The 13471-nt window shown below is 62.2% G+C and carries 12 protein-coding genes; 11 read left to right on the forward strand and 1 reads right to left on the reverse strand.

Features of this window, described 5'->3' with window-relative positions:
• Window positions 1-170: 170 nt before the first annotated feature.
• The 6 genes from WDLP6_RS28640 to WDLP6_RS28665 all read left to right on the forward strand — a co-directional run bounded on the left by WDLP6_RS28640 (window position 171) and on the right by WDLP6_RS28665 (window position 5291).
• Window positions 171-956: a hypothetical protein gene (locus WDLP6_RS28640; protein WP_162570781.1), complete on the forward strand. Its 786-nt coding sequence runs from the start codon at window positions 171-173 to the stop codon at window positions 954-956.
• The gene (locus WDLP6_RS28645; RefSeq protein ID WP_068677353.1) at window positions 953-1483 is read left to right on the forward strand and encodes a hypothetical protein; all 531 of its coding nucleotides are present in this window, start codon (window positions 953-955) and stop codon (window positions 1481-1483) included. Before WDLP6_RS28640 ends, WDLP6_RS28645 begins: the two co-directional genes overlap by 4 nt.
• 107 nt (window positions 1484-1590) lie before the next feature.
• Entirely contained in the window at window positions 1591-2739 is a 1149-nt protein-coding gene (locus WDLP6_RS28650) for a hypothetical protein (RefSeq protein ID WP_068677355.1), read from the forward strand.
• Between the two features lie 213 nt (window positions 2740-2952).
• Entirely contained in the window at window positions 2953-3495 is a 543-nt protein-coding gene (locus WDLP6_RS28655) for a hypothetical protein (protein ID WP_068677357.1), read from the forward strand.
• A 325-nt stretch (window positions 3496-3820) separates the two neighbouring features.
• Entirely contained in the window at window positions 3821-4081 is a 261-nt protein-coding gene (locus tag WDLP6_RS28660) for a hypothetical protein (RefSeq protein ID WP_068677359.1), read from the forward strand.
• A gap of 259 nt (window positions 4082-4340) precedes the next feature.
• Entirely contained in the window at window positions 4341-5291 is a 951-nt protein-coding gene (locus tag WDLP6_RS28665; RefSeq protein ID WP_146039505.1) for a hypothetical protein, read from the forward strand.
• A gap of 129 nt (window positions 5292-5420) precedes the next feature.
• Here the strand turns inward: WDLP6_RS28665 and WDLP6_RS28670 are convergent, their stop codons facing one another.
• Window positions 5421-5762: a helix-turn-helix transcriptional regulator gene (locus tag WDLP6_RS28670; protein WP_068677363.1), complete on the reverse strand. Its 342-nt coding sequence runs from the start codon at window positions 5760-5762 to the stop codon at window positions 5421-5423.
• 105 nt (window positions 5763-5867) lie between these two features.
• Here WDLP6_RS28670 and WDLP6_RS28675 point away from each other — a divergent pair, with 105 nt between their 5' ends.
• From WDLP6_RS28675 to WDLP6_RS28695, 5 genes are all read left to right on the forward strand, one after another.
• Window positions 5868-6278: a hypothetical protein gene (locus WDLP6_RS28675; RefSeq protein WP_068677365.1), complete on the forward strand. Its 411-nt coding sequence runs from the start codon at window positions 5868-5870 to the stop codon at window positions 6276-6278.
• Window positions 6279-6676: 398 nt separating this feature from the next.
• On the forward strand, window positions 6677-8488 hold the full coding sequence (locus WDLP6_RS28680; RefSeq protein ID WP_162570782.1) for a type I restriction-modification system subunit M: 1812 nt from the start codon (window positions 6677-6679) through the stop codon (window positions 8486-8488).
• The gene (locus tag WDLP6_RS28685; protein ID WP_068677372.1) at window positions 8485-9756 is read left to right on the forward strand and encodes a restriction endonuclease subunit S; all 1272 of its coding nucleotides are present in this window, start codon (window positions 8485-8487) and stop codon (window positions 9754-9756) included. The genes WDLP6_RS28680 and WDLP6_RS28685 overlap by 4 nt, the downstream gene beginning before the upstream one ends.
• Window positions 9757-9893: 137 nt before the next feature.
• Window positions 9894-10193, forward strand: a complete 300-nt coding sequence (locus WDLP6_RS28690) for a hypothetical protein (RefSeq protein ID WP_162570783.1) — start codon at window positions 9894-9896, stop codon at window positions 10191-10193.
• Window positions 10194-10196: 3 nt separating this feature from the next.
• Window positions 10197-13292, forward strand: a complete 3096-nt coding sequence (locus tag WDLP6_RS28695) for a type I restriction endonuclease subunit R (RefSeq protein WP_162570784.1) — start codon at window positions 10197-10199, stop codon at window positions 13290-13292.
• Window positions 13293-13471: the final 179 nt, after the last annotated feature.

The raw sequence follows: 13471 nt of genomic DNA on the forward strand, positions 1-13471 counted from the left end.
CCTAAACAGTTTAGGTTGTCCGGCGGGCCTCAACTCTGCTAAAATGGACACACCCAGAACGCTTTTAGAACCATTCGGAGTCACGCAATTTAAAGCAGGTGCTCGATGCAACGAGCACTGTCACCGCGGCAGCTTGCGGTTCAACAGAAAACCTGTCGTACGCTCTTCCCATGCAACTTCACTCATCCACTGAAACGTTGGCGCCGGCGGCACAAGCAGTCGCTGCCTCGCCGCCCGACACCCAGGCCCCAGACGTAGGCGGCGCGGCGCGCGCGGGCGTCACCCCGACCGTTGTGCGCCCCGCACTCAAGAAGCCGTACCTGCCACCCTTCGACGTCCTGATGAAGATGGACCTCGACATGCACCAACGCCGGGGCGGTGGCTCTGGCCGCAACAACCTGCTGCGCGACCTCGGCAAACGGGCCCGGTACATCCAGAGCATGCACCAGGAAGCGTTCCTTCCCACCTGGCGAGAGCATCAGACCCGAAGCTACAAGCGCAACTTCCCGTCTGTTTTCGGCCTGGACTACTTGGCGGAGTGGTGGCTCGACGGGGACCTTTGGGTTGGCCAGTACGCGCGCCCCGAACTCCAGAACGCCGCGGCGAAGCAGTTTTTCCTCGCCCTTCCGCTGGCCTACCTGAACGAAGGTGGCGAGGAGCTGATGGCACGCGACGTCGAGGCCCGTGACTTCAGCCATGTCGCCACCGTCATCGCCTGCCTGGAGAAGCTCAAGCGTCCGCTGCGGTCCATGCGCATTCCGGCCGACTTCGCATTCCCGCCGGGGTACGTCAAAGCGCTCGAGAAGCGAAAGGCGCTTGCCTCGGCAAGAGAACCCGTGGCCATTGCGGCTCCTGCCCGTGCCAAGACGCTCTCATCGGCTCTGGCGGCAGCTCTCGCCCTGAACAACAAAGACAAACCCTGCGGCATCCCTGCTGCGCCACCTGGAAAAACATGACCAACGAATCCGCACCTGAGGCCATCGAATCCTCGCCCGTCCTCTCTCCGGCAGAGGCGGAAGCGCTCGCCCAGGACATCGTCGCCCTGGCCGACTACACCCGCGGCTATTTCAGCCGCATCCCCGGCCCGGGTGAATTCCTGGTGACCGGCTTCCAGCAAGGCCGCCGCGATGCCTTGAGCCGCATAGGCTTTTGCGTCCAGGTACGCAAGGGCGTGGGTCAGTTCAGCAGTGACATCGTTTTCATGCGTCACGCCGCCGGCAAGCTGAGCACCCACGAGAACCAGAGCTTCATCCCGATGAGCCCGTACCAGCTGAAGCTGGCGCGAAAGCTCTTCGCGGGAATTCCGGAGTCGAACCTTCCCGAGGACGAAGACATGACCCACGGATACCGCTGCCAAGCCGGCATCCACGAAGTGGGCCACATCATCGAGAACTCGGCCTCCCGTGCTGCGCCCACCGCCGGCGTAGTGCTGCTCAACGTGACCGAGGCCAACGGCAGCGTCAGCTCCACCGCGTTCATCTGAGCCTCGCGCTCACGCTCCCTATTTCTGAATCGTTCGTTGCCTGGCGCGCGCCGGCGACGCTTCAGGCTCCGCCCGCTGTTGGGCAACACACCGGAAAACTCGTCCTCATGTCCAAGACCGATACGCTCCTTCGCGCCGAGAACCTGCGTCTGCGCGGCGCCCTTCAGCAAATTGCTGCCATCGAGAACGAGATGGTCGGAGGAGACTGGGATGAAATCGACCACGCGCGCACTGTGGCGCTCGACGCGCTGAACACGCCTCCCGTCACGTTCGACCAGGTGCCCACGAAGTTCATCGACCGGTTCCAGGAGGTCCTGACGCTGCTGGCCGGCGGCAAGGCCCCCTCGCTCGAGCACTGCGACATGTGGCTGCGCAACATCCAGGCCGGCGCCGTCGACCCCCTGCAGGAGTGGGCTGCCAACAATGTCGTGCTTCCCTGGGCCCAGGGCATCGGCGCCATCGACGCGGCCCGCACGCTCGCGGAGCAGCCGGAGGAGGGTGTGGAGCACGAGTCTTTCGAAGAAGCCTATCCCTCAGAGGTCGAGGTCACCGAGTTGGATGCTGAAGCGCAGGCTGCGGAAACCGACGACGAGTGGCTGGCGCGCATGCACGTTGCCATCAAGCAGTTCCACACCCACGACTTCGGCTCCGGCCCGCAGCTGCACGCTGACTGCATCTCCGATGCGCTGCGCAAAGGCCTGGCGCGAAGTGCGGAACGCGCCAGCAATGCCGAAGGGGCAGACGGCGCGGCCGGTGCAGATTCGCTGGAGCAGAACGTTCGCTACCTCCTCGAGAGGTGCCCGTTCACGGTGCGTGACCTCTCTGGCGAGCTCACGGGTGTTCGGGGTATCGAGTCCCTCACCGGCTCCCTGGCCATCACCTTCCTGGCCATGCAATCGCGCCTGACCGGCGCCGCGCAGCAGCAAGCGGCGACCACGGGACGTGGTCTGAGCGTCGACCTTCCCGAACGTGTCGCGGACGTTGTCGCCCAGACAGCTGGCATCTCCGGTGTCTTCACGCCGCAGTTCTACCGGTTCGCGCAGGACTTGAAGGACGAGGTCCTGGCACGGGTTCCGAGCTCGGCGTTGGCCACGGGCGGACAGTCGCAGGCGGCCCAAACCCTGCACGAATTCAAGAATTTCCACCGCAACCTCTGCATGCGCTTCGACTACGTTCACGACGAGCGGGATTGGAAGCGCGACCAGGCCTCCCTCGAAGAGCACATCGCGGCGCGGTTCACTCGTAGCCCGGCGTGAGTGCGGCGCAACCACCTGGCCCATGGGGCGCGCATCCGGTGAGCAAGTCATGGTGTGTCTGGCGCGAGTGGCCCTGTGGCAGGGTTGAGTACCTGCTCCGAGCCGACGGGCAGATGCGCCGGTTTCGTTCCGAAGAAGGTGCATGCGCCACCATTGCCAAATCATCAGTTGCTATCAACGGCGCCTCAGGCGCGGCACCCAAGGATTAAATACATGGCCAACCACATCGAGAACCTTCTCGAGATACTGGACGAAATAAAGGAGCATGGGCTCTCCTGGGACGACCGGTACGACGCCGTCATGGACAAGGCGCGTCAGGCGAGCAAAGGGGCGGGAGGCCGGGGGCCTGCCAGCAAGCTGGAGGCCGAAGAGACCGCGGTGGTTCCGGAGGACGTGGTTCGGCACATCTTCACCCTGGCCGAGCGCTGGGCCGACGCTCGCGTCGATGCCATCCGCAAGCGGGCCTGGGGCCCCGAGGTGCGCAAGGCGCAGGATGCCTTGTGGGAGTTCTGCAGAGGCCTGGGCAAACAAGCCTCCGCTGCAGCGCCGGCGCCCGGCTCCGACCCGGTGCCTGGCGGCCAAGTCATGATGTCGATGCAGCCTGAGCTCGAGCTGGGCTGGGTCCGCTACGAAAAGGCGCGCAAGCTCAATCCCCAGCAGTGGGCGGACCTTCATGCCCGCAACCTGGCGGGCGAGAACTTTGACGACATGGTTGACGCCCTGCCCGTGCCCTCGACCCCGCGACCTGAAGGCTGAGGCCTTGTTCCCTGCGTGCCGGCCGAAGTGCTCGCGCGCCCTCGAAGACCGAAAAACCAATGCTCAGACGACCTGGTACCGCTGACGCAAGCCTTCGGCACCGTGAACTCCTCGGCTTCCCTTGGTGAGCTGGACCGCAAGCCCAACGAGGTATCCCATGGGTGCGTCTCGTTGCGCCATACGTGCCGTATCGCAGCCCGCCCCCTCGAACACTCTGCAACCGTGACCCTGATGCGACGACCCGGACGATGGAGAACCTGTGGCCTGAATGCGTCCGCGCCGCGAAGAAGCCGTTTCCGACGCTTGAATATCTCTGAACCCCATCATGCCTGACAGCAAATTCATCGTGAGCTTCGTGCTGCTGGCCTTCGTGGTCCTGGCGCAAAACGCTGCAACCCTTGCGGGGGCCACCCTCATTGGCGAACTCGGGCCACAGACCGCAGCCGCTGCAAAGACCCTCAACCTGGTCCTCTCCATCGCTTGCATCGGGGCCGCCACGCAATTCTTCTTTCCTCACTGGTGGGGCGAAGGAAACGAGGAATTTCGCCGTGAGCTCGAGGAGCGCGAGCGCAACCGTCGGGATTGACGACGAGCCCCGCAATCAGTGGGCGGACAGCGCACGATGCGGACAAATGAAAGGCGCTACCTGGCCGACGTCCCTGCCAGCGCGGGTAGACGCAGCCGAGGACGCCGACAAGGAAGTGACGCGCGAGCCCTCAAGGCCGGCGGCCCCCGGCCGGGACAGGCGCGAACCCGGCTTCCAGGACGCGGAAGTCAGGTGCTTGGTGACGCAGGGAGGGCTCGGCTGCACAATGCGACCACCACAGGCAAAGCAGGAGGGCGCCATGCCGAAAGCCACAGTCCTCAGAACGCGTTTTCGCTGCCTGGCCGCCTCTATGCTTTTGGGAGCCGCCGGCTCCGGCTGTCTGGCAGACATCGGCAAGCACCCAGAGGCGAGCCTTGAAGTACAGGTCTACCGGGCGCTGGAGAAGGAGTTCCTGCAAAGTGCGTCAGGCAAAACGCTGCTTGAAGAACTTGCAAAGACCCGGTGTGCCCGCTCACCGGTAAGCGCCTATAACTATGCGCCAACCGAATCGGACACACGCGTGCGAGAGATGGACGCTGCTGCGGGCAAGGCTTTGCCTTGCAACCAGCATCTGTATGGCGTGTGCGGCTATGCGAACATCACGGGGCCCAGGCCTTTTAGCTCCACCTGGGCTAGCACGATGAAGGGCGTGGCTTTCCGCTTGTACATGGTTGAGCTCGTCCGGATGACGGGCATGCAAGTTCCGGAGCTTGAGAGGGCATTGCAGGCCTTGGCAGAAAGGGACGTTCAGGACATCGCCGCGAGGTTGAGCGGCACTGAGGCCGACCCAAAGGCTGCGGCGTTCAAGGGTCTCTACCGCGAAGGTGATTACGGTGAGCTTGAGGCTTCGCTTGCGAAGAAATGGAACGGGCTGGTTCTGGCGCTCCCGGAGAGCCGTCGCCACGAGGTTCCGCTCCTGCTGTTTGGCGGCGGCATGTGCCACTTTCTGCTCGGCGACCCATTTGAGGTCAGGACAGAGCCGTCCGGGGCAACGGTGAGCTTGATTCTCGATTTCGACTGGCTGTTATGCCAGGCACTCGGGCGCGACCCGTGGAATCAATCCGACTGCCCCGGCTGGTTCGTGCTTGCATCTCCGGGGCATCGACTGCTGGGAACCTACCGCTACGAAGCCAAATGGCCGGGACGACCCGTGTCGCGGAACACAATTCGAACCGAAGGCGCGGTGGGGAAAGTCCTTGTACTGCGATGACGCACCGCACCGAGGAGAGTTGGTTCACGGTTTGGGGCACCTCACGGGTAGCGCTCTAGCGCCGGTCGCCCGTCTATGGACACAGCGGCGTGACCTGACACTCCGCGTCGGACTGCGCAGTGCGAAGCGTCAGCTGGTGGCAGCTGGCGTCGTTTGAGGCCTGCGTGGTCGGCGCGCAGCCGACGGCTCAAGACCCAGGTCCTGCAGCTTCCGGCCGAGTACGTCATCCTTTGCAACCAGGTCAAGGTCCTTCTCCAGGCGTAGCACACGCAACGCTCGAAGATAGGTTCCCAGGGCGATGTTCGGTTCGCCTTTCTCCAGCCGATGTAGTGTGTCGCGCGAAACTCCCACGCGCTCTGCCATTTGGACGGCCGAAATCTTGCGGCGTAGGCGCGCCATGCGCAGACGGTCGCCAAGCGCCTCCATCTGGCGAGCTACAGAGGGAAACGGTCGTTGGAAGGTTCTGCTCATGGTGTCCGATACTTCAGGCTCAAAGCTGTAATCTGACGATAGTATCGGACGTCGACCGGCTTAGAGCAGGGCTTTCCCGCTAAATTGCCTCCCTAGACGGAGGCAATGCGTGTCTTCATCTACCTCAATCTCCACCGGCGGTGCCTCTCCGTGCGCAGCGAGGACCGTGAGACCCGTGGCCGCGTCATCGCCCACGTCGACGCTGTCGAGCTGGAGAACGCGTCTTTCGTGGTCTCGCAGGCCGGCCGGCAGCGCGCCCTGCGAGAGAAGCGCAAGAACGTCCACGCGGGCATCCGCGGTGAGCTGGTGGGCTGGCTGGAGTCAGGCGCGAGCATTGCTGACAAGCGGCCCTGGCAGCAAAAGGTACGCAGGATGCGCGGGGTCGGCGTGACCTACGACCCGTACCGCTACAGCACCTTCGTGGACCGAGCCACGCGAGAACCTGTTTTCAAGAGCGCGCGTGTGGTGGCACTGGGGAGCTCGGTCGTTGCCCGCAAGACACGCGTGCCGACCTGACTGGGCTCACGGCGGGCGAAGCGATAGTGCGAGGCTACTTCCCGCTTGCGCCCTCGTATTGTGGTGCGCAACCATCGAAAGAACATGTTCTTCGGAGTCGCCGCTTGTGACACTGCTCGACGACTGGTAACGTATAGCGGTTTGCGGTATCTAAGCAAGCGGCCTCTACCTCTCATGCCCCGCCCGCTCCGAAAGACCTCGGCCACGTCGCTGAAGCTCACCCCCGAGGTTCGCGACCTCTGGGAGCAATGTGCGGCGGCGGAGAGCCGCAGTTTGACCAACATGTTTGAGGTCCTGGTGCGCGAGCATGCCAAGAGGTTGCATCTTGCACCCGCGCCGGCTCCCCCAGCGTCCGCCAAGAAAACCAAGCCGTCCAAGAACTAACAGGGAACCAGCTCATGGCCCAGAATTTTTCCGAACTCGCGAACTTCCTCTGGTCGGTCGCCGACCTCCTGCGCGGCGACTACAAGCAGGCGGACTATGGCAAGGTCATCCTCCCGTTCACCCTGTTGCGCCGCCTGGACTGCGTGTTGGAGAGCACGAAGGAGGATGTGCTCGCCGAGTCCAAGAAGCGCAAGGATACTGGCATCAACCTCGACCCCTTTCTCAAGCGCAAGAGCAAGCAGGCCTTCTACAACGTCAGCCCGTTTACCTTGCCGGGCCTGCTCGCTGACCAGAAGCACATTCGCCAGAACCTGGTGGCCTACCTGGGCGACTTCTCGGAAGACGCGCGCGACGTGTTCGAGCGCTTCAAGTTCACCGAGCGAGTGGCGGAGCTAGAGGAGAAGAACCTCCTGTTCCAACTGGTGCAGAAGTTCGCCAACGTCGACCTCCATCCGGACGTGGTGCCTAACGAGACCATGGGCCTCGTCTTCGAGGAGCTGATTCGGAAGTTCGCGGAAGCCTCGAACGAGACGGCCGGCGAGCACTTCACACCCCGAGAAGTCATCCACCTCATCGTGCAATGCCTCTTCGCGGGTGATGACGAAGCGCTGGCCAAGCCGGGGGTGGTGCGTTCGATGTACGACCCTACTGCTGGCACCGGCGGCATCCTGTCGGTGGGCGAGGCCGTCGCGCGCTCAATCAACAACTCTGCCGTCATCCGCCTGTTTGGCCAGGAGCTGAACGACGAGTCGTACGCCATCTGCAAGGCGGACATGCTCATCAAGGGCCAGGACCCGAAGAACATCGTCCGCGGCAACACGCTGTCGGCCGATGGCTTCGCTGGCGACAAGTTCGACTACGGGGCTGCGAACCCGCCATTCGGGGTGGACTGGAAGAAGGTCCAGGACGTCGTGAAGGCCGAGCACGAGAAAAAGGGATATGCCGGCCGTTTCGGGCCTGGCCTGCCGCGCGTCTCGGACGGCTCGTTGCTCTTCCTCATGCACCTGATTTCGAAGATGCGCCCTGCTGCCGACGGCGGCGGTCGCATCGGCATCGTCCTGAACGGCTCGCCTCTCTTCACCGGCGATGCCGGGTCTGGCGAATCAGAAATTCGCCGGTGGATTCTCGAAAACGACCTCTTGGAGGCAATCGTCGCGCTGCCTAACGACCTGTTCTACAACACCGGCATCGCGACCTACATCTGGCTGCTGTCAAACCACAAAGGCGCTGAGCGCAGGGGCAAGGTACAGCTCATCGATGCGACGCGCATGTACAAGAGGATGAAGAGCCTTGGCAACAAGCGCGTGTTCATCACCGACGAACAGGTCGAGGAAATCGTGAAGGTCTACGCGGGCGCTGTCGACCAGGCCACCTTCGCGGGTGAGTTCGCCGAGACGGGCAAGAACGGCAACGGGAGGGGTCAGGCCGAGCCGGCGCGCATTGTGTCGAAGGTCTTTGAAAACAAGTTTTTTGGATACCGCAAGGTCACCGTTGACCGACCGCCGCAGGAGGGCAAGGCGCCGCCCAAACTCAAGAAGGGGCAGAAGCCGTACGACCCAGACCTGCGCGACACCGAGAACGTGCCGCTCTCCGAAGACGTCAAGGCATACATGGTGCGCGAGGTACTGCCGCACGTGCCCGACGCGTATGTTAACGAGGACGTCTGCGACGAAAAGGACGGCCAGGTCGGCAAGGTCGGCTATGAAATCAACTTCAACCGCTACTTTTACGTGTACAAGCCGCCGCGCAAGCCGGCCGTCATCGCCAAGGAAATTGGCGAGATGGAGAAGCGGTTCATGGAGCTGATGAAGGGAGTGCTCGCTTGAGTACCCTGACGCCCTTCGTTACGAAGCATCCAACCAAGCCGCTGAAGTTCCTTGCCGGCCTGAGAGGGACCAAGGTTGACAGCGTGCCCGCCGAGGGCGTTTATGTCGGCCTAGAACAAATCGAATCTTGGACGGGCCGCTTATCCGGCATTGAGCTACAACAGCAGCCGGAAGGCAGTGCGAACGTATTCGAGCCAGGCGACGTGCTCTTCGGAAAGCTTCGCCCCTATTTGGCCAAAGGGTGGGTGGCCGAAAGTCACGGATTCAGCACGACGGAGTGTCTGGTCCTGCGAACTGAGGGTGTAGACGCACGTTTTCTTAGGTATTGTCTTCTGTCCACGGAAAATATTTCCGCCATCGATGGTTCAACCTACGGGTCAAAGATGCCGCGAGCTGACTGGAGCTTCATCGGAAGCGTCAACTTTCCAGCACCCGCTCGCTCCGACCAAGTGCGCATCGCCAACTTCCTTGACGAAAAGACCGCGCGAATTGATGCGTTGATTGCAGAGAAAGAACAACTCCTGGTGTCACTTGACGATGCACTTGAGGCCTATGCGTTCGACTTCGCGAGCGAGGGACTTCAGCGCAAAGGAACTTCCAGTGGACGCAAGGAAGGCTGGCTCGCCCGCGTGCCAGCCCATTGGTCGACTCCGAAGCTGGGCTATTTCGCAGATGTTGGAAACGGCTGCACGCCGAAGAGAGAGGTGCAGAAGTACTGGTTGGACGGAACCATGCCTTGGGTCACCAGCACCGCCATCAACGACAGAGTCATCAAGGAGACGGCAGAGTGCGTGACCGACTGCGCCCTGTCCGAAACCGGACTCCGTGTGGTGCGGCCAGGAAGCGCCATAGTTGGCCTTATCGGCCAAGGACCAACGCGGGGCATGACCGCTCGGCTGGCGATTCCGGCCACGGTGAGCCAGAACGTCGCATATGTGACCTCAAGGAGTCCCGAGGTTTCAGACGACTACCTGGTTGTCGTACTAACAGGGCTGTACACCGCACTGCGCTACCTTAGTGACGGGAGCGGCGGTGCTCAAGGGGCGATGAACTGCGACACCCTGAGAGCCTTCCGAGTACCGATTGCGCCGCGAAGCGAACAAGACGCAATCGTGCAAGCGTTCATCGCAAAAAAGCACGCGATTGAAGGCTTGCAGGAACATGCCAGAGCGCATATCCAGCGCTTAAGCGAGTACCGCTCTTCGCTGATTTCCGCGGCGGTGACCGGCCTCCTGCAGGTCGGCACTGTGCTCAAGGGGGCTATCTGATTCCCAAGCCGCTGCTGGACGTGAAGAGGCGGACCTTCTTGCCTTCGTTGAGCAGGAGGCCGGGGAGGGTCCTCAAATCACCGCTACTCTAGAGAACGACATCGCTGGAGAGGAACGTGCACCACATCTTGAACATCATGAACTATTTTGCTTCGCTGCGACCGGGTCGGCGCGACGACCCGCTGACTGCGGAGTGGAAGGGAAAACAGCTACGAGCATGGGCAAACCTCTTGATTCTGCTCATCGGATTGGGGCTGAGCGCAGCTATTGCGAGCTTCCTTGACACGATGGATGGCAACCCCGGTCTGAGTACGATGTCCGAGCGGTGGCGCCCCGCAGTCTCGTGCATGGTCGCCGGAGGACTGGGACTCGTGCTCCTCTTCACCGTATGCTCCTGGGCGGTCGGTCGCTCGCTTCTTGAAGAAGCAGGGGATTGAGTGATGCCGACCACGTCCAACATTCACACCGAACGCGTTTTCGAGAACGAGCTCTGCACGCAGCTCGAGGCTCACGGCTGGTCGGTCAAAACCCATCCCAAGCAGGCCTCCAGCTACTCGAAGGAGTACGCAATCCTGGCCGAGGACCTGCTGGCTTTCGTGCAGGATACGCAGCCCACCGAGTGGGCCAAGTTCAAGAAGTGGCACAACGGTCAGTCCGACGCTGTCTTCGTCAAGCGGGTTGCTAAGCAACTGGACACCCACGGCACGCTGCACCTCCTGCGCCATGGCTTCAAGGACGTCGACGCCAAGTTCTTCCTCTGCCAGTTCAAGCCGGCCCACAAGAAGAACCCCAAGCTGCTGGACCTGTACCAGAAGAACCGGCTCACGGTGGTCCGCCAGCTGCACTACAGCCTGCACAACGAGAACAGCATCGACCTGACGCTGTTCGTCAGCGGCCTTCCAGTCGCAACCGGCGAAATCAAGACCGACCTGACCCAGAACGTCAAGGACGCCATCAGTCAGTACAAGAAGGACCGGTTGCCGAAGGACCCGAAGTCCAAGGAGCTGGAGCCTCTTCTCCAGTTCAAAACCCGCGCGCTGGTTCACTTCGCCATCTCCAGCGACCTGGTCTTCATGACCACGAAGCTTGCGGGCGACGATACCCAGTTCCTGCCCTTCAACATAGGCAGGCCGGATGGCGTCGATATGCTGAGCGCAGGCGCCGGAAATCCGCCCGCGCCGCCCGGGAAGGGTTACCCTACTTACTACCTGTGGGAGTACGTCTGGCGACCAGATGTCTGGCTCGAGGTGCTGGGCGAGTTCATGCACCTGGAAGCGAAGGAGGTCGAGGATTCTGACGGCAAGAAGGCCACCAAGGAATCCCTCATTTTCCCGCGGTATCACCAGCTCGTGGCCGTGCAGGAACTGATTCGCGCGGCGGCCGAGGAAAGCCCGGGCAAGGACTATCTGGTCCAGCACTCCGCCGGCTCGGGCAAGTCGAATTCCATCGCCTGGGTAGCGCACCGCCTTTCCAACCTGCATGACGCGGCCGACAAGAAGACGTTCGACACAGTCGTCGTGGTAACGGACCGCCGCGTGCTGGACAAGCAGTTGCAGGACACCATCAGCCAATTCGAGCACAGGGCCGGCGTGGTGCAGGTCATCTCCGAGAACAGCGCGCAGCTGGCCATGGCCCTGAACGTGGGCGCGCCGATTGTCGTAACGACTCTGCAGAAGTTCGGCTTCATCCTGGACCAGGTCGGAGCGCTGGGGAAACGCAAGTTTGCCCTCATCGTCGACGAGGCACATTCCAGCCAGACGGGCACCGCGGCGCGCAAGCTGCGGGAGGCCCTCACCAAGGGCAAACCGAAACAGAAGGCGGCCGAAGTCATCGACGGGGTGGAAGTCCAGGTCGAGGCTGACGTCGACATCGACCCGGAAGACCTAACCTCCGAGGACATGGTCGCCCTGGCAATCGAGGGACGCAAGCGCCCCGAGAACGTCAGCTACTTCGCCTTCACGGCCACCCCAAAGTCCAAGACCTTGGAGCTGTTCGGCCGAAAAGGGCCCGAGGGCACACCGGTGCCATTCCACGTCTACTCGATGCGCCAAGCCATCGAGGAAGGCTTCATCCTGGACGTGCTGAGGCACTACACCAGCTACAGCACCTTCTATAAGCTGGGCGCGGTAGCCAATGAAAAACTTGTGCCGCAGAAGAAGGCCAAGATGGCGCTGGCTCAATACGCCAAGCTGCACCCGCACAACATTTCGCAGAAGGTCGTGGTCATCGTGGAGCACTTCCGCGAGCACGTGGCGGCCAAGATTGGCGGCAAGGCGAAGGCAATGCTGGTGACCGACAGCCGGAAGGCTGCGGTCCGCTACAAGCTGGCCATCGACCGGTACATCAAGGACCAGAAGTACACCGACCTGCGTACGCTGGTAGCATTTTCGGGCGCCGTGCTGGACCCGGACTCGGGGGCCGACGAGTTCACCGAGTCGAACATGAACGACGTCAAGGGACAGGAGCCCTCGGAGGCGTTCAAGCAGGATGAGTACCGCATCCTGCTGGTGGCCAACAAGTACCAGGTCGGCTTTGACCAGCCGCTGCTGCACACGATGTACGTCGACAAGCGCCTGTCGGGAGTGCTGGCCGTCCAGACTCTGTCGCGCCTGAACCGCATGTACCCCGGCAAGGAGGACACGTTTGTCTTAGACTTCGTGAACCGGCCCGACGAAATCCTCGCGAGTTTCCAGCCCTACTACCGCACCGCGCAGCTCGAGGACGTCACCGACCCGAACGTCGTGCACGAGCTGTTCACAAAGCTTGACAAGGCCGGCGTGTACTACTGGACCGAGGTCGAGCAGTTCGCTGCGGCCTTCTTTGACCCCAAGGTCAAGAGCCAAGGCGCCCTGCATGCCGTTCTCAAGCCCGCATTTGACCGCTATGAAGGGCTGGAGGACGAGCCACAGGAGCTGTTTCGGAAGGACCTGGGCTCGTTCCTGCGCCTTTACGAGTTTCTGTCGCAAATCATCCCCTACGACGACCCCGAGCTGGAGAAGCTTTTCGTTTTCGGAAAGAACCTGATGCCGCGCCTGGCCGCCCACGGCAAGGACAAGCACAAGCTGGAGCTTGACGCCGACGTGAAGCTGACGCACTACCGCTTGCAGAAAGTGGGCGAGCAGCAGCTGGACCTGGAAAAGGCCGAGGTCGTGAAGCTTCCTGGCATCGGCGAAGCCGGCACGGGCTCGGCGCCCGAGGACGAGAAGAAGGCGCTGCGCGAGATTGTGGCCAAGATGAATGACCTGTTCTCCGGGCACATCACCGAGTCGGACTTCATCGGCGCGGTCACCACCTGGCAAGGTCACCTGGCCAAGAACGAGAAGCTCGCTGCCCAGGCCCGCAACAACAGCGAGGAGCAGTTCGCGATGGGTGACTTCAAGGATGCCTTCACGGACGTCGTCATCGAGGCCCAGGACGCTCACAACCAGATTGCAGAGCAGTTGCTGAAGGACGAGCGCATCTTCGGCATGATGCAGAAGATGGTGGCCAAGATGGTTTGGCAGGGGTTCCAGCAGGGGCCAGCCGCCCGCACCTAGTGCCGACGCACATGCCTGAAGCCGACCTGCGGGCCGGCTCGAAACCTCCGCGCGCGGGCCGATACTGAAGCGCGCCGGACGGACGGCAGGCAACAGTTGCCGCGGGAGGTTTACCGACATGGCGAGACCGAGGCTGGCAAGCTGCAGTCGAGTTCGCAGGTTCCAAGGAGAACGGTCAT

It is taken from the genome of Variovorax sp. PBL-E5, assembly GCF_901827185.1.
Taxonomy (GTDB): domain Bacteria; phylum Pseudomonadota; class Gammaproteobacteria; order Burkholderiales; family Burkholderiaceae_C; genus Variovorax.

What these genes read in the sequence shown, in the direction of transcription:
- WDLP6_RS28640 (WP_162570781.1), top strand. Translation starts at nt 171, where the DNA reads ATGCAACTTCACTCATCCACTGAAACGTTGGCGCCGGCGGCACAAGCA.
- WDLP6_RS28665 (WP_146039505.1), top strand. Translation starts at nt 4,341, where the DNA reads ATGCCGAAAGCCACAGTCCTCAGAACGCGTTTTCGCTGCCTGGCCGCC.
- WDLP6_RS28645 (WP_068677353.1), top strand. Translation starts at nt 953, where the DNA reads ATGACCAACGAATCCGCACCTGAGGCCATCGAATCCTCGCCCGTCCTC.
- WDLP6_RS28670 (WP_068677363.1), bottom strand. Translation starts at nt 5,762, where the DNA reads ATGAGCAGAACCTTCCAACGACCGTTTCCCTCTGTAGCTCGCCAGATG.
- WDLP6_RS28690 (WP_162570783.1), top strand. Translation starts at nt 9,894, where the DNA reads ATGAACTATTTTGCTTCGCTGCGACCGGGTCGGCGCGACGACCCGCTG.
- WDLP6_RS28650 (WP_068677355.1), top strand. Translation starts at nt 1,591, where the DNA reads ATGTCCAAGACCGATACGCTCCTTCGCGCCGAGAACCTGCGTCTGCGC.
- WDLP6_RS28655 (WP_068677357.1), top strand. Translation starts at nt 2,953, where the DNA reads ATGGCCAACCACATCGAGAACCTTCTCGAGATACTGGACGAAATAAAG.
- WDLP6_RS28680 (WP_162570782.1), top strand. Translation starts at nt 6,677, where the DNA reads ATGGCCCAGAATTTTTCCGAACTCGCGAACTTCCTCTGGTCGGTCGCC.
- WDLP6_RS28660 (WP_068677359.1), top strand. Translation starts at nt 3,821, where the DNA reads ATGCCTGACAGCAAATTCATCGTGAGCTTCGTGCTGCTGGCCTTCGTG.
- WDLP6_RS28695 (WP_162570784.1), top strand. Translation starts at nt 10,197, where the DNA reads ATGCCGACCACGTCCAACATTCACACCGAACGCGTTTTCGAGAACGAG.
- WDLP6_RS28675 (WP_068677365.1), top strand. Translation starts at nt 5,868, where the DNA reads ATGCGTGTCTTCATCTACCTCAATCTCCACCGGCGGTGCCTCTCCGTG.